The sequence below is a fragment of the Aliikangiella aequoris genome, from assembly GCF_053709105.1.
On sequence record NZ_CM132298.1, the window covers coordinates 340,996 to 367,298 of the forward strand.

General features: G+C 39.6%; 25 protein-coding genes. 19 read left to right on the plus strand and 6 right to left on the minus strand.

The genetic code is table 11. The annotated features are described in order from the left end of the window. Nucleotides 1-35 precede the first annotated feature (35 nt). From ACUR5C_RS01540 to ACUR5C_RS01550, 3 genes are all read left to right on the plus strand, one after another. Nucleotides 36-770 carry a Stp1/IreP family PP2C-type Ser/Thr phosphatase gene (locus ACUR5C_RS01540; protein ID WP_454466579.1) on the plus strand — a complete coding sequence of 245 codons (735 nt, stop codon included), beginning with the start codon at nt 36-38 and terminating at the stop codon, nt 768-770. A 137-nt stretch (nt 771-907) separates the two neighbouring features. Then, nucleotides 908-1,258 carry an FHA domain-containing protein gene (locus ACUR5C_RS01545; RefSeq protein WP_454466581.1) on the plus strand — a complete coding sequence of 117 codons (351 nt, stop codon included), beginning with the start codon at nt 908-910 and terminating at the stop codon, nt 1,256-1,258. Between the two features lie 256 nt (nt 1,259-1,514). Then, on the plus strand, nt 1,515-2,354 hold the full coding sequence (locus tag ACUR5C_RS01550) for an alpha/beta hydrolase (RefSeq protein WP_454466582.1): 840 nt from the start codon (nt 1,515-1,517) through the stop codon (nt 2,352-2,354). Between the two features lie 240 nt (nt 2,355-2,594). On the opposite strand, the gene ACUR5C_RS01555 is transcribed toward ACUR5C_RS01550, so the two are convergent. After that, nucleotides 2,595-2,711 carry a phage integrase N-terminal SAM-like domain-containing protein gene (locus tag ACUR5C_RS01555; protein ID WP_454466583.1) on the minus strand — a complete coding sequence of 39 codons (117 nt, stop codon included), beginning with the start codon at nt 2,709-2,711 and terminating at the stop codon, nt 2,595-2,597. A gap of 313 nt (nt 2,712-3,024) precedes the next feature. Between ACUR5C_RS01555 and ACUR5C_RS01560 the strand changes: the two genes are divergently transcribed. From ACUR5C_RS01560 to ACUR5C_RS01625, 14 genes are all read left to right on the plus strand, one after another. Continuing rightward, nucleotides 3,025-3,417 (plus strand): hypothetical protein, encoded by a 393-nt coding sequence (locus ACUR5C_RS01560; protein ID WP_454466585.1) that lies wholly within the window; start codon nt 3,025-3,027, stop codon nt 3,415-3,417. Between the two features lie 119 nt (nt 3,418-3,536). Further along, a complete protein-coding gene (locus ACUR5C_RS01565; protein ID WP_454466586.1) occupies nt 3,537-3,860 on the plus strand; it encodes a hypothetical protein in 324 nt (107 codons plus the stop codon). A 382-nt stretch (nt 3,861-4,242) separates the two neighbouring features. Continuing rightward, a complete protein-coding gene (locus ACUR5C_RS01570) occupies nt 4,243-4,590 on the plus strand; it encodes a MafI2 family immunity protein (protein WP_454466588.1) in 348 nt (115 codons plus the stop codon). Between the two features lie 162 nt (nt 4,591-4,752). Beyond that, entirely contained in the window at nt 4,753-5,730 is a 978-nt protein-coding gene (locus ACUR5C_RS01575) for a transposase (protein WP_454466589.1), read from the plus strand. 565 nt (nt 5,731-6,295) lie between these two features. Then, a complete protein-coding gene (locus tag ACUR5C_RS01580; RefSeq protein ID WP_454466590.1) occupies nt 6,296-7,273 on the plus strand; it encodes a transposase in 978 nt (325 codons plus the stop codon). Between the two features lie 337 nt (nt 7,274-7,610). Continuing rightward, complete coding sequence (locus tag ACUR5C_RS01585) at nt 7,611-7,889, plus strand: hypothetical protein (RefSeq protein WP_454466592.1); 279 nt, start codon at nt 7,611-7,613, stop codon at nt 7,887-7,889. Between the two features lie 83 nt (nt 7,890-7,972). Further along, the gene (locus ACUR5C_RS01590; RefSeq protein WP_454466593.1) at nt 7,973-8,422 is read left to right on the plus strand and encodes a hypothetical protein; all 450 of its coding nucleotides are present in this window, start codon (nt 7,973-7,975) and stop codon (nt 8,420-8,422) included. A gap of 788 nt (nt 8,423-9,210) precedes the next feature. Further along, a complete protein-coding gene (locus ACUR5C_RS01595; protein ID WP_454466594.1) occupies nt 9,211-12,822 on the plus strand; it encodes an EAL domain-containing protein in 3,612 nt (1,203 codons plus the stop codon). 528 nt (nt 12,823-13,350) lie between these two features. Continuing rightward, entirely contained in the window at nt 13,351-13,776 is a 426-nt protein-coding gene (locus ACUR5C_RS01600) for a rhodanese-like domain-containing protein (RefSeq protein ID WP_454466595.1), read from the plus strand. 68 nt (nt 13,777-13,844) lie between these two features. Next, a complete protein-coding gene (gene secB / locus ACUR5C_RS01605; protein WP_454466596.1) occupies nt 13,845-14,357 on the plus strand; it encodes a protein-export chaperone SecB in 513 nt (170 codons plus the stop codon). A 240-nt stretch (nt 14,358-14,597) separates the two neighbouring features. Further along, nucleotides 14,598-15,611, plus strand: a complete 1,014-nt coding sequence (locus ACUR5C_RS01610) for an NAD(P)H-dependent glycerol-3-phosphate dehydrogenase (RefSeq protein WP_454466597.1) — start codon at nt 14,598-14,600, stop codon at nt 15,609-15,611. A 4-nt stretch (nt 15,612-15,615) separates the two neighbouring features. Continuing rightward, nucleotides 15,616-16,080, plus strand: coding sequence for a tRNA (cytidine(34)-2'-O)-methyltransferase (locus ACUR5C_RS01615; protein WP_454466598.1), 465 nt, complete (start codon nt 15,616-15,618; stop codon nt 16,078-16,080). Nucleotides 16,081-16,454: 374 nt separating this feature from the next. After that, the gene (locus ACUR5C_RS01620) at nt 16,455-16,820 is read left to right on the plus strand and encodes a hypothetical protein (protein ID WP_454466599.1); all 366 of its coding nucleotides are present in this window, start codon (nt 16,455-16,457) and stop codon (nt 16,818-16,820) included. A gap of 105 nt (nt 16,821-16,925) precedes the next feature. After that, a complete protein-coding gene (locus ACUR5C_RS01625; RefSeq protein WP_454466600.1) occupies nt 16,926-17,168 on the plus strand; it encodes a hypothetical protein in 243 nt (80 codons plus the stop codon). Nucleotides 17,169-17,274: 106 nt separating this feature from the next. Here ACUR5C_RS01625 and ntrC read toward each other — a convergent pair whose 3' ends face one another. From ntrC to serA, 3 genes are all read right to left on the minus strand, one after another. Next, the gene (gene ntrC, locus ACUR5C_RS01630; protein WP_454466601.1) at nt 17,275-18,666 is read right to left on the minus strand and encodes a nitrogen regulation protein NR(I); all 1,392 of its coding nucleotides are present in this window, start codon (nt 18,664-18,666) and stop codon (nt 17,275-17,277) included. Beyond that, nucleotides 18,653-19,708: a nitrogen regulation protein NR(II) gene (gene glnL, locus ACUR5C_RS01635; protein ID WP_454466602.1), complete on the minus strand. Its 1,056-nt coding sequence runs from the start codon at nt 19,706-19,708 to the stop codon at nt 18,653-18,655. Before glnL ends, ntrC begins: the two co-directional genes overlap by 14 nt. Before the next feature lie 132 nt (nt 19,709-19,840). Next, nucleotides 19,841-21,076: a phosphoglycerate dehydrogenase gene (gene serA / locus ACUR5C_RS01640; protein WP_454466603.1), complete on the minus strand. Its 1,236-nt coding sequence runs from the start codon at nt 21,074-21,076 to the stop codon at nt 19,841-19,843. An 82-nt stretch (nt 21,077-21,158) separates the two neighbouring features. Here serA and ACUR5C_RS01645 point away from each other — a divergent pair, with 82 nt between their 5' ends. Together ACUR5C_RS01645 and ACUR5C_RS01650 are read left to right on the plus strand one after the other, a co-directional pair. Next, on the plus strand, nt 21,159-21,527 hold the full coding sequence (locus ACUR5C_RS01645; RefSeq protein ID WP_454466604.1) for an acyl carrier protein: 369 nt from the start codon (nt 21,159-21,161) through the stop codon (nt 21,525-21,527). A gap of 437 nt (nt 21,528-21,964) precedes the next feature. Then, nucleotides 21,965-22,984 carry a polysaccharide deacetylase family protein gene (locus ACUR5C_RS01650; protein ID WP_454466605.1) on the plus strand — a complete coding sequence of 340 codons (1,020 nt, stop codon included), beginning with the start codon at nt 21,965-21,967 and terminating at the stop codon, nt 22,982-22,984. 45 nt (nt 22,985-23,029) lie between these two features. Here ACUR5C_RS01650 and ACUR5C_RS01655 read toward each other — a convergent pair whose 3' ends face one another. Continuing rightward, the gene (locus ACUR5C_RS01655; RefSeq protein WP_454466606.1) at nt 23,030-24,268 is read right to left on the minus strand and encodes a glycosyltransferase; all 1,239 of its coding nucleotides are present in this window, start codon (nt 24,266-24,268) and stop codon (nt 23,030-23,032) included. Between the two features lie 289 nt (nt 24,269-24,557). Next, the gene (locus tag ACUR5C_RS01660; protein ID WP_454466607.1) at nt 24,558-26,111 is read right to left on the minus strand and encodes a right-handed parallel beta-helix repeat-containing protein; all 1,554 of its coding nucleotides are present in this window, start codon (nt 26,109-26,111) and stop codon (nt 24,558-24,560) included. Nucleotides 26,112-26,303: the final 192 nt, after the last annotated feature.

Here is a 26,303-nt window from a genome sequence, read left to right on the forward strand (position 1 = left end):
GCTAATTTTAGCTTTAAGTTAACCTGGAGTAAGTGATGAAATATAGTATTGCTAGCTTATGCAAAACAGGTAATTTCCGTAAAAACAATGAAGATGCGTTGGGCTTTCAAGTACAAACGGATTTTGTTTGGGCGGTTATTGCCGATGGTATGGGCGGGCATCAGGCTGGCGATGTCGCTAGCCAACTTTTTGTGCAGCAGGTTGACTCAGCCATGGGGGGTATAGCGAATCCGCAGACAACTAATTGGTCAGCATTTTTAGTTGAATTATGCGAGCAAGCCAACCAAGTAATTTGGGAAGAATCTACGGCTAACTCGCACCAAGCCGGAATGGGAACCACCGGTGTAATTGCGGTCATTTTTCAAGATAAACTATATACCGCTTGGATTGGCGATTCGCGAGCTTATTTGCTTCACGCGGGCCAGCTAAGTTTACTTACTCGCGATCATTCTGCTTTACATTATTTATTAGACAAAGGCGCTATCACTAAAAAGCAAGCCGAAAAATCTGATACTAAGCACCTGCTCGCTAAGGCTGTTGGCATAAAAGAAAAGGTTCAGCCAGAAGTCATTGTTACCCAACTAAACCCACACGATCAGGTAATTTTGTCCAGTGATGGCCTCCACGATTTCGTAACCAAAGAAACACTGGAGTCGATTTTGAACAATTCGAGTCGGTCAGATTCTTGTTGTGAAAAACTTTACCAAGCGGCTTTAGCAGGAGGAAGTAAAGACAACATATCGTGTTTAATCATTACGCCGCACGAATAACTAAATTACTAGATGTTTAGTCGCAGATTAAAAAATGCCAGCAAAACACTACTTGAATCACAGCTTGAAGTAATTAAGCTGAACACATGAATAAAAAATGACAAAATAGCCCCAATATTATACAGAGGAGTATAGGCATGGCCTACATAGCATTGATAGTTGAAGACGTAGTAATCAATCGATGGGAAATTACTGACGAAGTAGTAATTTTAGGACGTGCAAAGGATTGCGATATTCAAATTGACGATCAATCGGTCAGTTCAAAGCATGCGCGCTTAGTGGTAGAGCCAGATCCTTTTTTTGACGGAGCGCAAAAAATATACTTAGAAGATTTAAGAAGTACTAACGGTACCTTGCTAAATGGACACAAAGTCGAAAGAGAGCAATTAAATGATAATGACGTCATAAAGATCGGCTTTAATCAATTTAGATTTGTAGAAGGAAAAGGTAATCATTTAGAAGATACCGCAGTGATAGTGTCACCTTAATTGCGTGAATTGACTCAAATTTAAACTGACTCGTTGGAAAGCGGGTTTTGAAATCGGTTTACATTGAAGCTTTTTTCAATATCTAAAACGTCACTAAAAATGCAACAATGTTGACATCGGCGGCTCTTTTTTAGCCGTCGATTCAGGATGCCTTTAAATGGCAAAAATAAATAAATCGTCTTTGCAGCGGAATTCCAGTGAGTCTCAATGTCATTAACTGCATAGAATAAGCGTTATGCACATCAGGGAAGTCAGCTTGAAAAATTTAATTACAGTAATTTTTACTTTAGCCTTAAGTTCTGTCTCTTATGCGAAAGAGTCGATTATTCTTGGGACTTCTGATTCACTGGACTCAAAAATTATGGGCGAAAATAGACCTTATATGGTCTATTTGCCACCTAGCTATGATATAGCTAAAAATAGCTATCCGGTTATCTATTTACTAGATGGAGATATACACAGATTTAAAGGATTTGTAGGGGTACTTGAATCACTGAGTACAGATACTTTAGAAAGACAAGTCCAAGAGTCTATAGTGGTTTCCATACCAAACACGAACAGAGAGAGAGACTTAACACCTTCTTCATTAAAAGAGTGGAAATTTAAAGGCCGAATTCTAGACACCTTTGAGAAAACAGGCAACGCCAACCAATTTGCAAATTTTCTTGAGAAAGAACTAATTCCTAATATTGAATCCAAGTACAGGGCCTCTAACCAGCGAGTATTAGTTGGAGAATCTTTTGGTGGCTTATTTGCTGCAAATGAGCTTCTTCATTCAACATCAATATTTACCGATTATCTAATTATTGACCCAACAGCATTATGGGATAATGATTATTTGAATAGAACTTTAAATAGTAAAAACAGAACATCAAAGTTTAATTCAAACATTTTTTTTGCGTTTGCAAATAACTCACACTTAGGTGAAATAGGATTAACCAACTATCAGTGGGGCACCAAATTTGCGTCATCTATAATTAATAATTCAATTGGCGAATGTGAGCAACAGTACTTTGAAAATGAAACTCATGGAACAGTTGCTTTTATGGCTTGGTACAATGGGCTAAAGGCTCTTTTACCAACTACCGAGGAATGATGTGTATAACACCTATATGACCGAGTTAGTCAAAGAAGAATAGGTCACTCTAACTTCCAATTTAATGTCAGAAATCGATAAGAATATCTTACCTTAGCTAAGACGCGACTAGAAATTTATCGGTTGTCCTTGTTTCTGGCGTTTCAAAAATTAGGCTTGTAAAATACATCTAGTTATCAATCATTCAGGCAAGGGGCTGCCACAATAAAACATTCGGAATGAAAACGGATGGCTCGGTGTTCACTTGGGATGGTTGAAGTTATGAAAGTGAACGTAGCTTTTAACCCAATAAGCATAGCTTTTTTCGGTAAAGTAGGAATATTGCATCGTTCTAATCCTTTCCCTGACCAAACGCATAAATTATGGATTCTGTGTCATATTTCATCCTCATTGGTGCTTACCGTAAAACCGCTCATATAACTAGTTAAAGTCAGGGTGTTTTGCAATTACGACGCTTCAAATCGGTAACTTATTGATTTAAAAGGTTGTCAAAAAGTGAGTCTGGAATTGTACGCAGTAAAGTTAAGTAGTTACGGGATTGACTTTAAAGTGAAGTTAGGTAAGTATCAGATTTAAATCAATTATTCAGTAATAATTTAAACAAGCGTTTAAATTTAATTGTGATTTACTGAATACAATCAGCTGTTAGTAGCCACGCAGTGATCAACTTATGAATTTATCTGAGATAATCGAAAAACTAAAAGAAGTAGATGAAACCCTACCGGTTAAATGCATACTGGCTTCAGTTGGTTTAACCTCGAATGTCTACGTTGTGGGGCAAGTAAGGCCAAATATTCCAGGAGTAATTCTTGGCGATCGTGAACCATATTTAAGAGAGAAGGTCTCTGGTGACTTTATTCAAGAACTTAAAACCTTCGGAGATAGGTTTCAAGATAATGATTTTCTCCTTGAGCAAACTATCGATATAAATGATAAACATTACGAAGTTCGCTACTTTAAGCTCTCTGGGATAAAAATTGATAATGAGGCTTTGATCTTAGAGGCAACGCAAAGAGAGCTAGTTGAATATCGTGAAGAGCATGAGCAAGTTGAAACAGAATAAGCTACTAACAAACAGCTCAAGCCGACCTCCACTGCGTTGCTCGTTTTGTGCTTTTCCGCTACGCTCGCACAAACCAATCAACTCCGTTCCGGCGGCTTAGCTGGGCGTTATGTACAAATATGAACAAGCTACTTGTTACCTTAATGTTGTTGTTCATTCCTTTGGCTTCGACAGCAGAGGATGTAGCGAGAAAATGGAACCAACTATTGAGTGAGTGTGAGTCTGCTCTGGTAGATGGCGAGCTCAAAAAGGCTCGGAAGCTGGCTCTCGAGCTAAATGCAATGGACCCTTCCGATACGCATGTAATGTATTACATTGTTCTGACATCGGTTGAGCTTAAAATTCCTGTCCCAGCGTGGTTGCTAGAGCAGCCTTGGCCGGATGGAACAGAAGTGGACAAAGAAAATTATAAACGTGCCATGGCGGTAGTAAATGGTACATAACAAGTCAATTAACTACGCGCCTTCGGCGCCGGACGCGCAAAAAGCGCGCCGGTTATTGAGGCGTTAGGCATTAAAATGAATCAGAGCGATGAATAAACAATTACCAATATTAGCTACATTCGTGATTGCGACAGCGCTAATTCTTATTGCTGTAGCTTTAGGCTATTTCGAGGCTAGCAATTCGGGAGCATATTTTAAAGTATGCTCTACGGGAAGCGATGATTGTATTAATTTTTCTTGGATTCCGTTTGGAGCATCAGGCGTGCTCTTTCTTGTGGTCTCTGTATTTTTACTTAAGCGGCGTACGAAATAATGCCTAACCAGACGTTGCAAAATATTCAGGCAAAAGCGCCTGAATTTATGAACTAGGCGTTAAGTGCTTATGAAAACTCAATACGAAATTCAGTTAATGCAATTTGCACAAGCTGCACTATTGGGAGAGATTGCGCCATCTTTTAGAGCGATTTCCTTTCAGCTTTCAGAGGATGGAGAAGATTTTAATGCACGGATTGTGTACGATGGCGTGCCTTCGGAGGAAGCTAAAGAGGTGGCGAGTGTCGTACTAACGAATATACTCGCTAACTATTCTAAGAATCACCGTAGCTACAATGAAGAACACCTAGCAATTCCGTATCCCAAAGAAATGGATCACCTTCCATTATTAGTGTATTTACGTAACGAGGATAATTGGAATTCGTGGACGAAAGAGTATGGAAAAGTCAGCACTTAACAATCAGCTCAAGCCGACCTCCACTGCGTTGCTCGTTTTGTGCTTTTCAAAAAACAGGACACCCACAACTTTTTCAAAAAACATCTCAAGATAAATTTGACGGAAGCGCGATTTTTTATTAGTTTGGTTTAAAAGGATATCAAACCAGAAGGGATTTCAACGATGACTCGCGCACGCAATTCAATAATTGATTTAGCTTCAACCACTTATTACCACTGTATCTCTCGTTGTGTTAGACGCGCCTTTTTATGTGGCGAAGATAAGTTTTCTGGAAAGTGTTTTGAGCATCGCAGACACTGGATAGTCAAACGTATAGCCTATCAATTGGATTCATTCGCCATTGAAGTGGCGAGTTACGCCATTATGTCAAACCATTATCACCTTGTGCTTAGAGTCGATGACGACAAAGCTAAGAGTTGGAGTGAGGCCAATGTTATTCGGCGCTGGAAACGGCTCTATAAGATTCCGCCTGTGGTACAGCAGTATATTAAAAATCCACAGGCACAAGGTATCGCTGAAGTAGCTCAAGGTATGATTCAAAAGTGGCGAGAGCGACTGATGGATATCTCTTGGTTTATGCGTGGTTTAAATGAATATTTGGCCAGAGAAGCGAATAAAGAAGATGAATGTAAAGGCCGTTTCTGGGAAGGCAGATTTAAGTCCCAGCCGTTACTTGATGAAGCCGCAGTTATCACCGCAATGGGTTATGTCGATTTAAATCCCATCCGAGCTAAAATGGCGAAGACGCCAGAAAAATCTGACTTTACTTCAATTCAACAACGAATTAAACAACAACTAAAAAGAAAAGTTCAAACCCCAATTCCCTTAATCAAACTCACCCAATCAAAACAAAAACATAAAAATGCAATTAACGTAACCCAGCAAGACTATATCGAACTAGTTGACTGGCTAGGCCGTGCGATACTTCCCACAAAACGAGGTTATATTGAACAGGATACACCGCCAATATTAAACCGTCTTAATCTCCATGCTGATGAGTTTGTTTCGTTAATGAAACAGAAAGATGATTTATCACAACTCAGTGTCATTGGCTCTCCCAGTGCGATTACGCATTTTATGGATGTAGCAGAAAGAAAATTAGTCAAAGGGCTTTCTGCAAGTCAGCGATTGTTTCTTTAGCTAAATCACATTTCATCAACTCGTAATACCTTTATCAGCTCGGCTGAGGCGTAGTGTTACCTGAAAATTAATATCTATTTGCAAAATCTCCTGGTTGAATCTAATTCGATAAAATTATTCTCATAAAACGCAGACTAGGGCGCTTTAAAGTTATGGTGTGGTGTTGTAATATAAAGCAGGTATAAAAATGGATGTCCTTTTGTTCCTTTGTTCCTTTTTGTTCCTTTGTTCTTACGCTCACAAAATGCCGCTACTGCGGTCGTTAATGCACTGATCATCTCGTACAAAAAAAAGGGACCAAAAAAAACAAAAAAAGGGACAGCCACAACTCTTTTGGAGGAAATTGGTGAGCACTATGGAGCGTTAATAACACTTAAAAAGAAATGGGACTAAACAATGATTGGATATAAGTTATGTTAAAGGTCTTTTTCGGATTTATCGGATTTATCGCAAAAAATAGGACACCCACAACTTTTTAAAAAAACATCTCAATATAAATTTGACGGCGGCGCGAGTTTTTATTAGTTTGGTTTAAAAGGATATCAAACTAGAAGGGATTTCAACGATGACTCGCGCTCGCAATTCAATAATTGATTTAGCTTCAACCACTTATTATCACTGTATCTCTCGTTGTGTTAGACGCGCATTTTTATGTGGCGAAGATAAGTTTTCTGGAAAGAATTTTGAACATCGCAGACACTGGATAGTTGAACGTATAGCTTATCAATTAGATTCATTCGCCATTGAAGTCGCGAGTTACGCCATTATGTCAAACCATTATCACCTTGTGCTTAGAGTCGATGACGAAAAAGCTAAGAGTTGGAGTGAGGCCAACGTTATAAGGCGCTGGAAGCGACTCTATAAAATTCCGCCTGTGGTACAACAGTATATTAAAAATCCACAAGCGCAAGGTATCGCTGAGGTAGCTCAAGGTATGATTCAAGAGTGGCGAGAGCGACTGATGGATATCTCTTGGTTTATGCGCGGTTTAAATGAATACCTGGCCAGAGAAGCAAACAAAGAAGACGAATGCAAAGGTAGATTCTGGGAGGGCAGATTTAAGTCCCAGCCGTTACTTGATGAAGCCGCAGTAATCACCGCAATGAGCTATGTCGATTTAAATCCTATCCGAGCGAAAATGGCGAAGACGCCAGAAAAATCTGAATTCACTTCAATTCAACAACGAATTAAACAACAACTAAAAAGAAAAGTTCAAACCCCAATTCCCTTAATCAAACTCACCCAATCAAAACAAAAACATAAAAATGCAATTAACGTAACCCAGCAAGACTATATCGAACTAGTTGACTGGCTAGGCCGTGCGATACTTCCCACAAAACGAGGTTATATTGAACAGGATACACCGCCAATATTAAACCGTCTTAATCTCCATGCTGATGGGTTTGTTTCGTTAATGAAACAGAAAGATGATTTATCACAACTCAGTGTCATTGGCTCTCCCAGTGCGATTACGCATTTTATGGATGTAGCAGAAAGAAAATTAGTCAAAGGGCTTTCTACAAGTCAGCGATTGTTTCTTTAGCTAAATCATAATTTATCATTCCATAATACCTTTATCAGCCTGGCTGAGGCGTAGTGTTTCCTGAAAATTAATATCTATTTGCAAAATGTCCTGGTTGAATCTAATTCGATAAAATTATTCTCATAAAACGCAGACTGGGGCGCTTTAAAGTTATGGTGTGGTGTTGTAATATAAAGCAGGTATAAAAATGGATGTCCCTTTGTTCGCTTTTGGCAGCTGAAAATAATACTCAAGATAATGAATACATTCTTGAAGAAATCTAACCATTCATTGTTGCAGATTTTCAACAGTCGCTTCACTCCTGTTAAAATCTGCAAAATTTGGCGTTAAGTACATAATGAGACCACCTAAATATATAGACGAAGGAAAAGTTTTACGCTGGGCTTTCTCTGGCAGTGAGCCCTTTGGTGTGATCAAATATTCCGACGGTAGAATTGCAGCTGAGATATATGGATTAGCCATCTGCCAATACGATGGTGACAGCAAAATTTATCGATTTAGCTGCGACAAGGATTGGGAGACTGAGCAAGATGCAGGTTATGGCTCAATTGAAGAAGCTATGAACACTGTTCCAGCGCAGTACCGCGGACAAGAAATTAAATGGCAAGAAGCGTGAAAGTACTTAACAATAAACAGCAGAAATATCAGTGTAAAAGACACACTGAATTCTGTGTAAAGCGTTAAGCACTAAGAGAGAGTATGGAAACTATCATCGCTAATCTAAATGGATATTTGCATTCGCTGAGAAGACTAAGTGAAAACAAGTGTGATTTTTGGGCGAGTACTGTATCAATAAATACTGATTTTTACCAAACGATCGAAGACTTCATTTCCAAACTTAACACTGATGTAAAACACATAGAAACGAAAGAGGTAAGCTATTCCGAGGTTGAAGCTCTTCTCGAACAGCATTTACTTTCTAAACTAGTAACAGTCAGCGATGACTTAAAAGAGTCTTTCGCTTGGGACATAGTTGAATATTATGGACTCGCATCGACAGCATCGGATCCAGAAGGCGAATTTAATCCGCTGGTAAGTAATGGAGCCATTCAAATTACCGTGCAATCTGGCTTTCACAAGTCGTGCGTTTATTATATTGTCGCTATATCAAATCATGCAGTAGTAACAGGGCTGGCTGAGCGTGCTTAACCCCTATATGACCGAGTTAGTCAAAGAAGAATAGGTCACTCTAACTTCCAATTTAATGTCAGAAATCGATAAGAATATCTTAGCTTAGCTAAGACGCTACTAGAAATTTATCGGCTACCCTTGGTTCTGGCGCATCAAAAATTGGGATTGTAAAATACATCTAGTTATCAATCATTCAGGCAAGGGGCTGCCACAATAAAACATTCGGAATGAAAATAGATGGCCCGGTGTTCGCAAGCGTTCACAGTGTTCCGTTGTTCACTGCTAGTGGTAATAGCGAAAGAGTTGCAAATTAAAGTGGTTCTGATTATGGCTTTTACCGTTAAGCCTAATATAAGCTCACGTAGGTTGCTGAATGCTTCAAAATGATGATTTTTATAGCGATTAATAATTAGAATGGCTATAGATATTACTTATTATATAGCCCCGAACTAAATATCTCATTTCTTTGTTGAATAGTATCGGTATTGCTAAAGCTGTCCTATACTCTATGGGGCAATAAATATACTTCTTGAATAATTGTCCGATTTAATAATAACCCTAATCATTAACAATAATTGATAGAAGCTGACTTCATGGAAAAATATCACCTACAAAAGATCTCAATTTTGTGTAGGTTGAAGCTTTTACCGCGATTAAATTTTATTTCGACGATTGAGGTGTTTCACAACTTTATTCGATTATTCTTACTCCTCCTTATTTTTGTATCAAAAAGCCTTTTCGCATCAGATTACACTTTTAAAAAACTAACGATTTCAGATGGCCTGCCGTCTAATCAAGTAATTGAAGTGTTTCAACAAAAAAATGGGCTAATCTGGTTTGCCACTGATAAAGGTGCAGTCTGTTACGATGGTGAGTTTTTTAAGCAATTTAATTATTCACCGGGAACTGCAAACCATATTTCTAATAATTACGTTACCGCCATTGAAGAAGATGCCAATGGCAATATTTGGTTAGCAACTGAAGACGGGCTCAATAAGATAACTTTTGATGGGAATAATCGGGTGTTTAAAAAGGGATCCAATGGGCTCGATATTAAAACCTCTTGGTTTACCGCCATTTTTTTAGATAGTAATGAACAACTTTGGGTTGGTAGTAGTGAAGGGGTGTTTTTGTATGTCGCTGCTAAAGACTATTTTGAGTTGGTCAAATCTCAAGACACTTCTGCATCAAATATTTCAGTAGAATCTTTTTATCAGCATTCTGATGGAACACTTTTTATTGGAGCTTCAAACGGTTTATACAAGCTAAATAGTGATAAGAGCCTGTTAGAGCCAGCTTTTTTTACCGATGAGCAACAACGCTATAAAAGCGCAATTTATAGCATGATAGATTCAAGCCCTGACAGCATTTTACTGGGTACTGAAGATACAGGGGTGCTCGAATACCATTTTAAAACAGGGAGCATTAGTCCTTTTGTTGTTTCAAATAATCCAATGGATTTAGCAAAGACCACAGTGACCGATTTAGTAAGAGATGACAAAGGAAGGTTGTGGATTGGACATTATAATCATGGCGTTTCGCTAATAGATCAAGAAAGAAAACTACTCAAAAACTTTCAGTATAAAGCATTTGACGACTTGTCTTTGCCGTCTAACACAATAAGTGATGTGTTTATTGATAAGAGCGGACTAATTTGGATCGCTTCTACTGGCGGCATTTCGAGTATTTCTCCACTTAGATTTGCAATAAATGTTTATAAACAAATAGCCGGCGGTGGAGGCCTATCAACCAATAGTATCTATTCTATGTATTACGATGGAGAAGAAACGCTTTGGAGTGGTGGTGATGCCGGTCTTAATGCGCTCAATATTAGCAGTAAAAAAATTAACTCATACCAACTAGTCAACTCTCAAGGCGAGCTATTTGCGCATCAAACGGTGTGGCATATTCAAGCGGCTCAAGCAGGATATCTATGGTTAACCACAGAGAAGGGACTCCTCTTATTTGATATGAAAAGCGGCCGGAGTGAAAATGTGACTCAAAACATTCCAGCGCTTAGCGGTGAGTTATATACAATAATGCCGGGTGATAATAACTCAATTTGGTTAACCGGATATAGAGATGTCGGGCTCACACTTTTTAATCAAGACCAAGGCATTGTAAAACGTTTTTTGCATACAGCCACGTCGCCATATTTTAATGGCGGAAACTTTACAATGGATAAACTAATCTCGTCCACAGGAGATATTTGGTTAGCGACAACTGATGGTTTAATTAGAGTTAATCCCATTTCAGAGTCTATTTCTTATCACCCTTTATCAAAAGACAAAAGTTATATTAGAGCGACTTCAATTGTAGAAGATCATAATAGAAATATTTGGGTGACCTCGCAAGGGGCAGGGCTTGTAAAAGTAATTCCGAGTGCTAATGACGTTGCCATGGAGTTTTTTCAAACCGAGTCGGGAATTAGCGAAAACGAATTAATGTCATTAAGCCTAAAAGAAAACAACCTTTGGATTACAAGTTACAATAAGTTATATAAATTTAACTTGGAAACCGAGCTGGCCCAGCAGTACCCTTCTATTTTTATTGAAAAAGATCTTAACTTTATGGAGTCGGCATCAACAATTATTGGCGATAGACTTTTTTTGGGAACTAACCGCGGGTTGATAGAGGTGGATACAAAAAATCTTTTAACTAATCAATTTAAGCCAAATGTTATTATCTCGGAAGTTATGTCAGATAATATTTCGTTGCTAGAAATATCTAGCAATGCAAGTAGTGATAATTTGAATGTCGCTTATAAAAACAATGACATTGATTTTAAGTATGCCGCTTTGGACTATAACAACCCAAAGAATAATTTATATCAGTATCAGCTAGTTGGACATGATGATGAGTGGAGCTTGCCTACGAGTGAAAATAGTGTGCGCTATACCAATCTCGCACCAGGGAATTATTTGTTTAGAGTAAGAGGCAGCAACAGTGATGCTGTTTGGAGCGAGTCGGAAGCAAGGTTTTCATTTGAAATTGAACGCCCTTGGTGGCACTACGTCATTCTGTCTTTAGTTGCGACTGTTATCCTTGTGGGTATATTTTATATTCTTGACAGGCGCAAGCAGTGGAAAAAATTATATTCTCGAGCGCACACAGATAGTCTAACTGGATTAGCTAATCGATATAGTTTTACTCAGGTGTTAGAGCAAGAGTTTACTTATAAAAATAATGAGTTTGCCCTAATATTGATTGATCTGGATGGGTTTAAACAAGTAAACGATTCATTTGGACACCAAGTTGGTGATTTATTACTCGGTACAGTTTCGACCCGACTTAAAGAGTGTTGCAGAAAAGGCGACTCGATTGCAAGGTTGGGGGGAGATGAGTTCGCTGTAATTGTGAGAGACCAAAAACTTCAAGGTTGCCTTGTTGATATTGCAGAAAGAATACGTACCGCCTTGTGCAAAAATTTTGATTTAGGCAATAAAAAAATAGCAATTTCTTCTAGTATAGGTGTTGCAGTTTATCCGGAAGATGCGAAAAGTGAGAGTGAATTAATGACTCGCGCCGATGCTGCCATGTACTTTGCTAAACAACGAGGTCGTAATAATGTTGCGTTTTATAATAGTGAATTAAATACCCTACTTAATCATAGGGTAAAAATAAGAGCTTATTTAAAGCAAGCATTGGAACTCGATGAAATGACGGTTTTTTATCAACCTAAAGTTAATCAACTGACTGGTATGGTTATTGGCTTTGAAGCGCTGTTGCGCTGGCAATGTAAAAAACAAGGTTGGATTTCGCCAGAAGAATTTATTCCTGAAGCAGAAAACAATGGTCAAATTGTTCCAATAGGGCTTTGGGTGCTCGAGCAAGCTTGTGACCAAATAAATGCATGGGAGTCTGCCTATAAATTGCCTGACGATTTTAGAGTGTCCATCAATGTTTCGCCTGTTCAGCTAATGCAGAGCTCATTTGAGTCTGACTTTGAGGCTATAGTAAAGCAGTATGGCGTTGCGCTAACTCGAATAGAGCTAGAGATCACTGAGTCGATCCTGATACAAAACCGTCGTCATTGCCAATCGGTTATTATTTCATTAAGAGGCAAGGGGGTTTCAATTGCGCTCGATGATTTTGGTGTTGGTTTTTCTGCTTTAAGCTACTTAACTAAATTCCCTATTAATATTCTAAAAATCGATCGGAGTTTTATTGTAGATATAGAGACGAGTTTTCAAAATCAAATCGTTTTGCGGCATGTTTTTGCATTAGCAGAGGAGTTAAAAATAAAAGTTGTAGTTGAAGGAGTTGAATCGCAAGCTCAGCTTGATATTCTTCGGCAGCTAAAAGGTTTTTTTATCCAAGGGTATTACTTTTCTAAGCCATTGAATGCGAATAAGGCAAGTGAATACCTTCAAAACTCGCTCAATAATATAAAAACGATAGAACGCCAATTAAATTAATCTATGATGCGTGGGGTAGATCGTGTAGTTAGTGCTTAACCTTAGGGTTTAATATCTGCGCCGCACTGCGCAAAGATTTATCGCTAATATTAGCCGCTAGCCATCCTTAATTTGCATTATTGTCCACATAATTATCGCTGTATCACGCCTAGTATCATCTACATTAAAGTCAGTTTAAAGTCAGTTTAAAGTCAGTTTAAAGTTAGTTTAAAGTTAGTTTTAAGCTAGTTTTAAGTCCGTTATAAGCGAGTCTAAAGGCCGAAAAGACTAATAAACGAGGCCAATTAGCACTTTTTATAAGCGTTAGCGCCATAGGATTAGGGTGATATTGCTGTAGTTTTAGCAATATTCCCTGATTAAGCTGTTTTGGCTGCACAGGCCTCTTAGGTAAAAGGCTTAGCCTGCGCTAATGGCTTATAGATAAGCCAGTCAACTGCGTGTATAATGCTTCGCCTCAGAATTTGCCATCACGTATCTCAATTGAAATAATTGAATTTATTGTGGTGAAATATTATACAAAGGGTTGTTATGACAGAGTTTTATCAATTTGCAGCAGATAATTGGTTAATGTTTGGTGCCTGGATACTCGTTGCTTTTATATTGTTGGGTGTTCAATTACGCTTAACTGCCACAGGGCCTAAAGCGATTACCTCGCAAACATTAACGCATTTAGTTAACCGTGAAAATGGCGTCGTCATTGACATTCGCGGTGCAGGCGATTACAACAAAGGACATATTCAAGGCGCCTTAAATATTCCTATGAGTAAAGTAAAAGATAGTCATGCAGACCTTGAAAAGTATCAAGACAGTCCCATTATCTTAGTGTGCGCCAATGGCATTCAGGTTAATGCTGCTTGTTCAATATTGAAAAAAGCGGGTTTTGACAATCTTTATAAGCTTTCTGGCGGAATGACTTCATGGAAAGGTGAAAACTTACCTGTGGTTAAATCCTAAAGCTTGCTTTTGCGACAAAAATAAAATTAGCATAAGAACATTGACACGAATTTGATAAGAGAGAAATTATGACTGAACAAGCAGACAATACACCACAAGCGAATACCGAAGAACAGCAAGGGCCTCAGTTCGCTATCCAAAAAATTTATGTGAAAGATATTTCATTTGAAGCGCCAAACCTTCCAGAAATGTTTAGTGTGGAATATAAGCCTGAAGTTAAAATGGAAATGAATAGTAAGTCTCGTCAAGTAGCGGACGACCATTTTGAGGTTGTAATGACCGTTACTTTGAGTGCTGAAATTGAAGGCAAAACCGCTTTTTTAGTAGAGGTTCATCAAGCCGGACTTTTCTTCATTAAAGGCTTTAACGAGCAGCAAACTCATCAGTTACTTGGCGCTGCGGCTCCGGAAGCGCTTTATCCTTATGTGCGCGAAGCGGCTTCTAGCTTAATTAGTAAAACTGGCTTCCCTGCCATTCAGTTAGCTCCAGTAAACTTTATGGGCTTATATATGGAAAGAATGCAGCAAGCACAGGCTGAAGCTCAAGACGGAACTGCGCCAGCTCCTGAAACAGTTCAGTAAATATTCGTTCCCAGGTTTTACAATAAGCCAAGCAACTAAACCCATCATTACGGTTTTATTGCTTGGCTTTGTTTTTATTAAAATAACGGTCGAGTGATAAAGTCAGCGAACTTAACATAACCCATGTGACCGAGTTGTAAGTTTTACCCAAAAGCCGCGCTAGATTATTTAGCGTAAATTCAATTTTGTTGCATGGCCAATTCAACCTATGGTGGTTGCAACCTTTTCGAGAGTGGCGCAATGGCAAGTATTAAACAACAACCAATTACTGTTTTAGGGGCTGGGTCCTTTGGTACCTCGTTAGCTATTTTGCTAGCGCGCAACGGCAATCCTACCAGACTTTGGGGAAGAGACGCGGCTCAAGTTGAGCAAATGCAAGCTTCACGCACGAATCAAAAGTACTTACCAGAAGTTCCCTTTCCAGACGAATTAAGTCTCTTTGCAGACTTTAGTGAAGCGATTAGTGGGGTCAATGATATTTTAGTTGTTACGCCTAGCTATGCGTTTTCTGAAACTTTAACTCGATTAAAAGAAGCCAAAAACCCTGCACTGAGAATTGTGTGGGCCTGTAAAGGATTAGAGCCGGAAAGTAGTGTCTTTTTAGATAGTCGAGTCGACGAAATTATGGGGGGCTCTACGGCTAAAGCCGTTTTGTCTGGGCCAACATTTGCAAAAGAGCTGGCGATTGGATCACCTACCGCGATTACTTTAGCAGCCGATAATGAAAGCTTTAGTAGTGATCTGTGTGAAAGGTTTATTAATGAAACATTTCGAGTTTATTTAAGTGAAGATTTAAAAGGCGTTCAGTTTGGTGGGGCCTTTAAAAATATTGTGGCAATAGGCGCTGGAATTGCCGATGGCCTTGGTTTTGGCTCTAATGCGCGTACCGCTTTAATCACAAGAGGCCTAGCAGAAATGATGCGTTTAGGTGGTCAATTAGGCGGGGTAAGAGAGACTTTTACGGGAATGGCAGGTTTAGGTGATTTAGTGCTTACCTGTACTGACAACCAATCGCGAAATCGTCGTTTTGGCTTAGCGTTAGGTCAAGGCGCGAGTATAGAGCAAGCTACCCAACAAATAGGTCAAGTGGTTGAAGGTGTCCGCAATACGAAAGAAGTTTTTCATTTAGCGCAGCAAAACCAAGTAGAACTCCCAGTATGCCAAGCAATATATAATATTCTGTATTTAAACCAAGATCCTAAAGTCGCAGCAAAAGCGCTATTGACTAGAGATTTAAAAATGGAAGGCGAGTAGTTTTATGTTTCATATCGCTTTATTTGAGCCGCAAATAGCGCCTAATACGGGAAATATTATGCGCTTAGTCGCTAATAATGGCTGCCGTTTACACTTAATTGAGCCAATGGGTTTCGATTTAGATGAAAAGAAAGTGAGGCGAGCGGGTTTAGACTATCGTGATCTAGAAAATACCACCATATATCCTAATTATTTTGAGTTTATTAAAGCAATGCCTCAAAAAAGGGTCATTGCCTGTACCACCAAAGGAACCATTTCACACAGTGACATGCAATATCAAGCAGATGATATTTTATTATTTGGTGCAGAAACTCATGGGCTTTCGCCTGAAGTGATGGACACTATTCCCGCTGAAATGCGAGTCAGAATACCAATGGTGGAAAATAGCCGTAGTTTAAACTTGTCTAACTCAGTAGCGATTATTAGTTATGAAGCATGGCGACAGCAAGCCTACCTTGGTGCTGTTTAATCATAGTCGCAGCTTTTGGCACGATGATGGTTTCAATGTGAGCGGCACCAGTGCGATGACTGAGGTAGGTTTAGCAATATTACTCTAGCGTCCATATATCTCTTTATTCCATATTTCTCTAATCCTAATTAGCATCGTTTTTTAGATAAAATAAGCGTATTGCACCCTTCTAATCCCCTCTCTGACATGACGCAAAAATTTTGGCTTTCGTGCTATGTTGACTTCTCTTTGAGGCACTGACTATTTGAATCCAAGGATTGACTTCTTGGTATGGTTACGTAAATATCGGATGACACAAAACCATTCAGTAAAATCTAAACGAATGTTAGAAATTAATTGTGATTTACTGAACATAATCATCTGTTAGCATTACAATGAGACAAACATTACTTTTAGTTTTAATTCTATTTTTTTACCAGAACGCGTTCGCTTCTGTACCTCGAACTTGCGATGGTGATGAAGAAAGCATCCATAAGATGCTACATCTATTAGCTAAGTCAGCAAAAGAATATTATGAGAAGAACGGGAAATTGCCAGGCGTTTGGAGTCACGAAATGGCGGATATTATTAGTGATGTTCCCAGTTCCGAGAAATTTGGGAATATAAATCCATCCTATGATGGACATAAAATAGAGATTACGTGCTCTGATAAAAGAAAAGATGGAAAGTATAACCATATCCATCATTACATAGATATGAAAACACTCTCTATTAGCCTCGGTTCAGATAATGAAATTTGAACATATACAGAATGCTAACAAGGGTCAGGAGTTTACCCTCGCAGGCTCACGAAACTCAGACAAGCGTTATGTTTACTTTAAACTCAGTGTGTTAGTGGAATAATTATGCCAATAAAGAAATGGATTATTCAATACGCTATAGCTCTACCAATTATTTTTTTTCTGCTGACAGGCGTTCAATATTTAAAAGGCAGAAGTCTTGAGTACTCAATTGAATTTGGTATTTTGTGGGCCTTGGTATCGGTAGCCATTTTTGCCATTAGGCGTTTCTACAATTATCGCAAAAACATTAATTGTACTCTTTGCAATGATTTACCTGATAACAATCAAGGCTCTGGTGGTAAGTAAACATAACAAGAGCCTCAATCCGCTTGCAAGCTCGCTCGGACAATTCACAATGTCCTATTGTCGCTGCGCTCAATATTTTGATTAAATAGCCTTATCTTGTATTAAGCTAATGGCTTTTCATCTTGCGGGTTAAGGTGTTTCTGCCCCAACCTAAAACTTTCGCCGCTTCGGCTTTTTTGCCAGAACTAACCTCCATTGCGGCTTTAATGATCACGCTTTCCAGCTCTCTTTGGGTTTTAATAAAAGCTTGCTCATCACCTTTTTGGTAATCATTAATTAACTTACTGGCGAGTAGGTTTTGCCATTTTATTGCTTGTTGAGGTGTTTGTGAGTGCGGTTGGAGTTCGTTAGGCAAATCGATGGGCATAATGGTTTGACTGTTTGCCATGACTGAAAGCCAGCGACAAACGTTTTCAAGTTGGCGCACGTTTCCAGGCCAATTATATTCTTGCATGGCTTGAATTGCTTGGCTAGAAAGAGACTTTTGCGGCTCTTTTATTTCTTTGGCTATCTTTTCTAGAAAAAAACTGGCTAACAATGGAATATCGTCTTGGCGTTCTCTTAGGGGAGGCAAGTGTAATGGAATGACATTTAAACGATGATAAAGATCTTCACGGAACTCGCCAATTTTAACTTTTGTTAAAAGGTTTTGATGGGTTGCGGCAATAATTCTAACGTCAACACGGGTGGGCTGTGACGACCCAATCCGATAAAAGGCGCCTTCTGAAAGAACTCTCAGTAAACGGGTTTGCGTTTCTAGCGGCATGTCTCCAATTTCATCTAAAAACAAAGTACCACCGTTGGCTTGTTCAAAGCGACCTAAATAACGCCCTGTGGCGCCGGTAAATGCACCTTTTTCATGCCCAAATAGCTCCGACTCTATTAAGTCTTTAGGAATAGCCGCCATATTTAGGGCAATAAAAGGCGAGTTTTGACGTGGGCTGTGTTGGTGCAAAGCGTTGGCGACTAACTCTTTACCCGTACCTGATTCTCCGTGCAGTAATACTGTCACCTGTGAGTTTGAAAGTCGGCCTATTGCACGATAAAGATCTTGCATGGCTTGTGATTCACCAATAATAGCAAAGCTATTTTGTTTATTGCTCGTAGGCAGTGGTTGCGCTTGTTTAGGCTGAAGTGCTCTGCTTACAGTGGCGACAACTTCGTCGAGATCAAATGGTTTGGGCAGGTATTCAAATGCGCCACTTTGGTAAGCATTGACTGCGCTTTCCAAGTCTGAATGTGCTGTCATTATAACAACAGGCATTTTGGGGCGATGGCGTTGGCAATGGGCGAGTAAATGCATACCGCTTTGGCCTTTCATGCGTACATCTGAAACCACTAAATCAAAAGCCTGCTGCTCAAGCAATTGAATGGCAGACTCGGCAGACTCAGTTTGTACCACATGATGGCCGAGATCGGTCAGTAACTCGTTTAATACCCAGCGGATACTATCATCGTCATCGACCAGTAATAGCTTTTTGGGGTTATTTTCCTGCATGCGGTTTCTCGACTGGTAAGTAAAGGCTAAAACAAGTGTTTCCTGGTTGGCTCTCAACTTCAATGATGCCGCCATGATGTCCAGCTAACGACTGCGCAATACTTAGGCCTAAGCCACTGCTGTTTTTAGCGCTAATCGTTGGGAAAAAAATATCTTTTATTAAGTGTTTAGGAATTCCGCAGCCATTATCTATCACATCGATTCTCACAACTTGGCGATGCTGTATTTTGCCGATGGTATGTTGATGAACGATGCGCGTTCTTAGCGTGATTTTAGCGTCGCTCGTAACCGCTTCCATGGCATTTTTAATTAAATTAAGCAGTGCCTGTTGAATTTGACCCGGCGCAATACTTAGATCTGGCAAGCTAGGATCATAGTCTTTAACAATGTGTATTTTTGAGCGGTTTTGTAGCAGAACGAGTTCAAGTGCTTTTTCAATAATTAAGTGACAATTTACTTGTACTACTTCTTCTGGCTCTGCCGGAAGTAGTAATCGGCTAACTAAGTCACTTAAGCGTTCCGACTCTTGAATAATAATATTGGTATATTTGTCTGGAAAAGAGTCTGGTAATTTGCGTTGCATTAGCTGGGCAGCTCCTTTAATCCCGCCCAGTGGGTTTTTAATTTCGTGCGCTAGGTTTCTTATTAAGTGATTACTTACTCGGCTTTGCTGTTGCAACTCAATGTCTTTACGGATATTAGAGTGGTGCTCGCTAGACTGAAACTCTAATAATAAATGCGCGTTGCCCGAGCCATTTTGTGCAGAGTATTTTGACAGCATAATGTTGCTGTTGATTATTCCCCGAGCGGTTTTTAACTCTATTTCTTCTAAAAATATAATGTTTTGTGAATTGTCGAACTGCTTTAGGAGGTTTTCGTCTAGCTCGCTTTTAACTAAGTCAAAAAATGATTCTTCGCGCACGACGCGTCCACTGTAACCGAGGAGTTGGGCGGCGGACTGATTTAAATAAATAATATGAAATTGTTTATCTAATACGAGCAATGCCGTACCGAGTGAGTCGAGAGATGGAGAAAAGTCCATACAAGCCTATAAGTGGTTTGTTTTGGTGATTTTATCTTAATTTAAATCTATTTGCACCGTTATGGTGCAAATAGAGGCTAGATATAACCATAAAATCTAGGGCTTTCGCCGCTCTGCGAGGGCTTTGGGGCGTTAATAGAGAATTCTGGTTCTGATAGTTCCGGGAATTTTCCTTAATGACTCATAGGCTTCATCGCTAGAAGTTAAGTCAACATCGGTAACTACATAACCCACCTTTTCGTCGGTTTGTAGGTATTGGGCTGAAATATTAACCGATTTGCTTGAAAATACTTCGTTGATTTTAACCAGTACGCCGGGCTCATTTTTGTGAATATGGCAAATTCGGTGCTTCCCTAAGTGCGAGGGGAGAGCTGCTTCGGGAAAGTTTACTGCAGAAAGGGTAGAGCCATTGTTACTGTATTTAACCAGCTTTTCGCTGACTTCAATGCCTATATTGGCTTGTGCTTCTTTGGTGCTCCCGCCGACATGCGGAGTTAAAATGACATTGTCGAACTCGCGCAAAGGAGAAATAAACTCTTCTTGGTTTGATTTTGGCTCTACCGGAAATACGTCTATTGCAGCGCCTAATATGCGCTTTTGTTGCAATGCCTGCTGGAGCTGATCGATATCTACTACAGTGCCTCGCGAAGCATTGATTAAAATGGCATCTTGTTTGAGCTGCTTAAAAGCTGCTTTATCCATCATGTTTTTAGTGTCTGGCGTTTCAGGCACGTGAAATGTGACTACGTCTGAAGTCGCTAATAATTCATGATAGCTTTCTGCCGGGCTGGCGTTGCCTAATGCTAGCTTGGTCTCAATGTCAAAATATTGCACATTCATGCCCAAGTTTTCTGCCAGTATGCCTATTTGAGTACCAATGTGTCCGTATCCAACAATTCCCAAGGTTTTGCCGCGGGTCTCAAAACTAGATTCAGCGGATTTGAGCCATTCCCCACGATGTGCGGCGGCATTCTTTTGAGGCACGCCTCTTAATAATAAAATCATTTCACCAAGCACTAGCTCTGCGACGCTCCTTGTGTTGGCGAAGGGGGCGTTAAAGACCGGAATGCCGCGTTCTTTGGTGGCTTGCAAGTCCACTTGATTAGTCCCAATACAAAAGCAACCAATTGCGTTAAGCTTAGGGGCTGATTCTAATAGCGCTGGAGTAACTTGTGTTCGCGAGCGAATTCCGAGAAAGTGGGCATCGGCTAAAGTTTGCTTAAGCTCATCTTGAGGTAAAGATTTGGTTGCGGTCACTATATTCGTATAGCCATCATCACGAAATACTTTTTCGGCACTAGGGTGAATGCCTTCTAATAAAACAATTTTAATTTTATTCTTATTGAGTGACTCTTTTTGCGGGCTCACGCTAGGTTCCTTAGTGAGAGTGAATGTTTGTTAATAGAATAGGTAAAAACTGGTCGGATTACTACTGTTTAGTGGCAATTATATGCAAACAAAAAGTTATAGCCTAGACCCAAAAGTTAAATCGATTGAAAATTGGATTGTACAAGATAACCGACATACTGATAAAATCCCGCCAAATTACGTAAGAATGACTAATATGACTTTAAATCACGTCGCAATATCAACTAAGAAAATATTAATTGAAACTTTGTCGTTAGATATAACGCCTGAGCAATTGGACCAAAACACGCTACTTTTAGGTAATATTCCTGAGTTTGACTCTATGGCTATAGTATCTGTTATAACTGCTTTAGAAGAAGAGTTTGGCTTTATGGCAGATGACGATGATTTGAGCGCCGACGTTTTCGAAAGTGTGGGTAGTTTAATTGAGTTTGTTGAAAGTAAAAAATAAAAGTAAGCCTTAATTAAAAGTTCACGTTAGGCTAAGTTGGGTCGCTAATTTAGTCTAGATATCAGTTTTCTCCGGCTATTTTTCAATGGCTCTATTTAATTATTATTTTGTCTACAATATAGGCTTGCAACAGCTATCGAAAACTGGCATTGTTGCTGGGGACTAAAATATTAGAGAATCACAATATAGTGTGGGTTTTATCTTATATAGGTTGTCTAGACTATTCTTAAAATTGAATGTCACTTTTAACTAATAATCTTAATTTATTTAGCAAATAAGTTAATATCTTATATAAAATTGAGATTGTTGTATTAGCTATCGGTCAAAAGTGCCCCGCAGTCATTGCAGTTGTTTAAAGGACTAAGCACCTATAAAAAATATTGTTTTGATTAAATTGAGGTGCTCTCTTTGCGTTGAGTAGGTGAGAGATTATTGGAATGAGAAAGCTTCATTTAGCAGCAGAAGTGTTTACAAAACTGGGTTTACACCGAGTTTTGAATTCTTATTCGGCTAGATTTTCACAAACCGTCCCTGTGCTGACCTACCATCGAATTGGCCGTCCAAGTTCAAACTATCCCTTTGATCACGGTTTATACAGCGCGACACCGGAAGAGTTTCGGCAGCAAATGAGCTATTTAAGCAAGCGTTACACGCCCTTAAATATGGCACAAATGGCTGACTACATTGAAGGTAAGTTAAAGCTTCCTAAAAAGCCCGTTTTGGTGACATTTGATGACGGTTTTGACGATAATTACCGCCTTGCTTTCCCAATTTTAAAAGAGCTTTCTATTCCTGCAACCTTTTTTGTTACCACCGATTTTATCGACTCAACCGAAACCCTCTGGTATGAAAGACTAGCTTATTTTTTTCATAAGTTAGCTCATCCTTTAGTTGAAATTCATGAACTTAGTTTATCTTTAACGCTGAAAGGCCAGCGCGCTCGTTACAAAGCTTACCTAAAAACAGTGGAACAACTAAAGCAAGTCAAAAATGAGTTGCGCCTAAAAATACTCAGCGATTTATTCGAACGTTATGGCGATCCTTATCTTCAAGCGAGTGAAGCTGAGGCTGATTTAAGCCGTTCCATGAGTTGGGAGCAGCTCAAAGAGATGGTAGCTGCCGGTATGGATATTGGCGGCCATTCTATTTCTCATCCTGTGCTGTCGATGTTAGAGGAAAAAGAGATTGAAAATGAAATTGTTGGCTGTAAGCGGCTAATTGAGTCTAGGTTGGACTATCAGGTTGACTCGATTGCTTATCCTGTAGGCCAACACGAGTCATACTCTGATGACGTAATAAAATACACCAAAGCCGCCGGGTATCGAGTGGGTTTTTCTTTTGTTGATGGTGTTGGGCGCCCCTCACGCTTTTCTATAGAGAGGCTTCATGTTGATATTTACGCCCCGTTTGCCTTATTTAAAGCGAAAATTGCTTTCCCGCGATTATTTTGTGAATAAAGCGCTTATTCTTTGATGAATAAGCCCTTCTAATTGCCGAGTGGTTTAGCTAGTGGTGAATTGCGCAGGCAGGTTTATTCCCATATCTTTTAGCTGTTGAACACTGTTAAAAATGTCAGTTGGCCAACTCGATTGCATTGGCTCAAACTCAAAGTTTTGTATTCGAAACGCACTACAGTCTGTGGTCCACGGCTTATTATTTCTTTTAGCTTCTGCAGCTAAAATACTGTTCATTCGCTTCACATTAAACATCGTATCAATATTGGAAAGCGCCCAGCGTCTCGGATCGAGCGTGTCTGCTAGCTCTAAACATTTTAAAATTTGGCTTGCCAGTGGACGGTCTGGCTGTAATAAAAATCCGGTTTCTGGGTTAACGTAATTCTTGGTTCCAACAACAGCGTCGGCATACACTGCTACGGGAGTTCCCGCAAATAAAGACTCCGCAAGAGACACATAAGATCCTTCTCTTTGGCTAAGTCCTAATACTAGCTTAGCTCTGCCTAAGTACTCTCTAACTTTTTCGTTGGTGGGTGACTCGATCAGTCTAAATTTATCTTTAACCCCGTATGACTCTGCTTCTTTTAGCAGAACGGCAGAACTACGGTCTGCCAATTGGCGCCCAACAAGGACAACGTTTAAATGACTTGGCAGTGTTTTTAGCGCTTCAAATAAAAGATAATGACGTTTGTAGTGGGCGAAGTTGGCGACCATTAAAATATCAATATCTTTGTCTAGTTTAGGGAAAATACTACCATCTACCCAACTTGAAGCATGAAAAGGTAAGGTTCTTCCTAGTTTAGGGTTTTGAATCGCACTAAAGTAGCACCCTTGACTAGAAGGTAGCAGCACAAAACTTTCTGGACGCGTTTTGATAAACCTGAGTAATGCTTCGCTATAAAAAGGTTGCCATGTAGGTAAAAATAACACGTCATAATGATCGCAAATATAGTTAAAATGTTGGCTGCTAATTAAGCGATCAAGCTCATGCTCAAAGCCAACAATCATGACGCCTTTTTCAACTACTTGAGATTGCTGGTTGACGACTGGAGATTTTATTACCGCACTTTTAGGCAGAGTCACTTCCGACTCATTATGATTTACATCAATAAGTTTGAGTGCTCTAGCTAAGACTTGGTCGACCTTTTTTCTTGGGGTGTCGCATTGTAAATAGGTTATGCACAAACTAACCCTAAGTGCTCGAGTGAGTGGCAATAAGGTAATTTTCTCTAATACACGAGAAAACAACTTGCTATTGCGCAACTTGTGCTTAATTGATGATTCCATTTAATAGTCTTTTCCGTAACCGTCTTGTTTTTATTGAGCGCTAAAGGAGTGCGATTTGAATAATAGCGACCAAATCTTAAGATAATATCTCACGCCTAGTATATCAAGCATTATTGACCCCGTAAGGGAGCGCAAATATTAAACCTAGCCGCAGTGAATGTCTAGCGTGAGAGTTAAGTTAGAAATCTTAGATTAACAGAATTGAGAATTTTTATTTTTGTTACGGAGTAAATTAATAAAAAGCATCGCGATGAGAAGTCATTGCGATGCTTTATTTAAGAGCTAAGTTTTATTGAGCAACAGCGCCTGTTGGCGGATTGGACTTAACGACTTCAGCTCCGACATTTCCAGGGATACCAAAAGCACCCACTTCTCCAGTAGTGCCGTCGCGAAGTTTTACGCTTTTAGCATTTGAACTGGGGGCCAGTTGAAAGTTCTTGCGTAAAGGGTCAATAAAGTTTGCTTCTCCACGTAAGCTGTCACGGTCAGGGTCAGCGGCTAATCCAGCGCCTGACTCAGCTGTCGCTGCGCTTTTCCAACTAGGGAATGAGCCAAATTTTTGTGAATCGTTGCTATAAATTTCTAGCTCCCAGTTATCGGCATCTTCTGAGTAAAAGTTATTATTAAAGTAACTTATTTGATTAGAGTTGTTGTAGGTATTATGACTAGGGTCAACCGTATAGAAGTTAGTGGTTTTACTTTTCACTACCAAGTTATTATAGATTTGCACATCATGAAACCCTTTTAAACTCGCAATTCCCCAGTCAACGTTGTAAAACGTATTGTTATAGATTTTAAAGTCGCTTGACTGGGCGCGTGTCTCGTAAAGGTCAGCTTCAATACCGACTCTGGCGGTATCTATGATGTTGCCATAAAACTCTGCGCGATAAGATGGGCGGTCATTGCTACCCATTACTTCGAGCAAATAAGCCCCTTTTACAATGTTATAAAACAAATTCTTTCGAATAGTACCGGCGTCGAGCGGTACACCATCTAGGACTTCTCCTGGCTCAACTGGACTTTTCTCAAAAACGCCACGATCTAAATTGTACATGGTGTTGTTTTCAATTAAAGGGCTTCCCATTTGATACCCCATTACGCCTGAGTGCATTTGGTAGGGCTCATTGGTGTAAGGATTAGAAGTTGAGTAGCTATGAGTATTATAAGTGTCGTGCAAGATATTATTGCGAACGACACATAAGTCGCAGTGATCGAGCCTAATTGCCGCAATGTTGTCTTGACCATATTGGTGATGAATATGGGTATTTTCTATCGTGACATATTTGGTTTCGCGTTCTGTTACTGAGGTCGCAATGCCTGATGCGGTGGTATTTCGGATTTCAAAATTTGAAATATTGATATAGTTAGCATTGACATAAATCCCCGTGAGTCGCAACGGATTGTCGTTAGACACGCCTCCGGTGAGAGCGTCGAGCTGTGATAATGCTCGTTGCTGGTCAATAACCGGTCTTTCGCCGTCAGCGCCTTTAATGGTAATTGGGTTCTCTGCGGTACCGTCAGTTAAAATAGTCACACCGCCACGGTCTCTTCCGTTAGCGCGAAAAGGTTCAAAGTAAGGCTCTGCAGACTCATGAACAATTAAAGTGTCTCCTGGTTGGAGTTGATTAACACCATGCTGAATAGTTAACCAAGGGCTTTCTGCAGTGCCCGTATTGGTCAGGTTATTCGCTAAAGGGTGGTCTTTATCCACGTGAAAAGTTGCGATGGCGCGACTTTTTTCAGGCAAAACCTGAGATTTTTTTTCATCAATTTTTGCATCTGAAGCCATTGCCCCAAATGAAAGTAATATTAAGAAAAGATTTGGCAATCTTTTAAGCATCATTTATACCTCTACTTGCTAGCCAACCACTTAGCGCTAAGTCAATTCCATTTAGATCGAATCAGCATAGTACTTCGTGGATACATCGTCAATTATCGGCTAACCCATAATTTACTTAAAGCGAGTCGCCTTGCAATGCTACAAACTGATACTCACATCACATAAGCAATGAGAAAAGAGTCGAGCTGTTAGCTA

Bases quoted from the DNA above. Each gene is read 5' to 3' on its own strand.
- ACUR5C_RS01540 (WP_454466579.1), top strand. From the start codon at position 36: ATGAAATATAGTATTGCTAGCTTATGCAAAACAGGTAATTTCCGTAAA.
- ACUR5C_RS01545 (WP_454466581.1), top strand. From the start codon at position 908: ATGGCCTACATAGCATTGATAGTTGAAGACGTAGTAATCAATCGATGG.
- ACUR5C_RS01555 (WP_454466583.1), bottom strand. From the start codon at position 2,711: ATGCGTTTGGTCAGGGAAAGGATTAGAACGATGCAATATTCCTACTTT.
- ACUR5C_RS01560 (WP_454466585.1), top strand. From the start codon at position 3,025: ATGAATTTATCTGAGATAATCGAAAAACTAAAAGAAGTAGATGAAACC.
- ACUR5C_RS01565 (WP_454466586.1), top strand. From the start codon at position 3,537: ATGAACAAGCTACTTGTTACCTTAATGTTGTTGTTCATTCCTTTGGCT.
- ACUR5C_RS01570 (WP_454466588.1), top strand. From the start codon at position 4,243: ATGAAAACTCAATACGAAATTCAGTTAATGCAATTTGCACAAGCTGCA.
- ACUR5C_RS01575 (WP_454466589.1), top strand. From the start codon at position 4,753: ATGACTCGCGCACGCAATTCAATAATTGATTTAGCTTCAACCACTTAT.
- ACUR5C_RS01580 (WP_454466590.1), top strand. From the start codon at position 6,296: ATGACTCGCGCTCGCAATTCAATAATTGATTTAGCTTCAACCACTTAT.
- ACUR5C_RS01585 (WP_454466592.1), top strand. From the start codon at position 7,611: ATGAGACCACCTAAATATATAGACGAAGGAAAAGTTTTACGCTGGGCT.
- ACUR5C_RS01590 (WP_454466593.1), top strand. From the start codon at position 7,973: ATGGAAACTATCATCGCTAATCTAAATGGATATTTGCATTCGCTGAGA.
- ACUR5C_RS01600 (WP_454466595.1), top strand. From the start codon at position 13,351: ATGACAGAGTTTTATCAATTTGCAGCAGATAATTGGTTAATGTTTGGT.
- secB (WP_454466596.1), top strand. From the start codon at position 13,845: ATGACTGAACAAGCAGACAATACACCACAAGCGAATACCGAAGAACAG.
- ACUR5C_RS01610 (WP_454466597.1), top strand. From the start codon at position 14,598: ATGGCAAGTATTAAACAACAACCAATTACTGTTTTAGGGGCTGGGTCC.
- ACUR5C_RS01615 (WP_454466598.1), top strand. From the start codon at position 15,616: ATGTTTCATATCGCTTTATTTGAGCCGCAAATAGCGCCTAATACGGGA.
- ACUR5C_RS01620 (WP_454466599.1), top strand. From the start codon at position 16,455: ATGAGACAAACATTACTTTTAGTTTTAATTCTATTTTTTTACCAGAAC.
- ACUR5C_RS01625 (WP_454466600.1), top strand. From the start codon at position 16,926: ATGCCAATAAAGAAATGGATTATTCAATACGCTATAGCTCTACCAATT.
- ntrC (WP_454466601.1), bottom strand. From the start codon at position 18,666: ATGCAGGAAAATAACCCCAAAAAGCTATTACTGGTCGATGACGATGAT.
- glnL (WP_454466602.1), bottom strand. From the start codon at position 19,708: ATGGACTTTTCTCCATCTCTCGACTCACTCGGTACGGCATTGCTCGTA.
- ACUR5C_RS01645 (WP_454466604.1), top strand. From the start codon at position 21,159: ATGCAAACAAAAAGTTATAGCCTAGACCCAAAAGTTAAATCGATTGAA.
- ACUR5C_RS01650 (WP_454466605.1), top strand. From the start codon at position 21,965: ATGAGAAAGCTTCATTTAGCAGCAGAAGTGTTTACAAAACTGGGTTTA.
- ACUR5C_RS01655 (WP_454466606.1), bottom strand. From the start codon at position 24,268: ATGGAATCATCAATTAAGCACAAGTTGCGCAATAGCAAGTTGTTTTCT.
- ACUR5C_RS01660 (WP_454466607.1), bottom strand. From the start codon at position 26,111: ATGATGCTTAAAAGATTGCCAAATCTTTTCTTAATATTACTTTCATTT.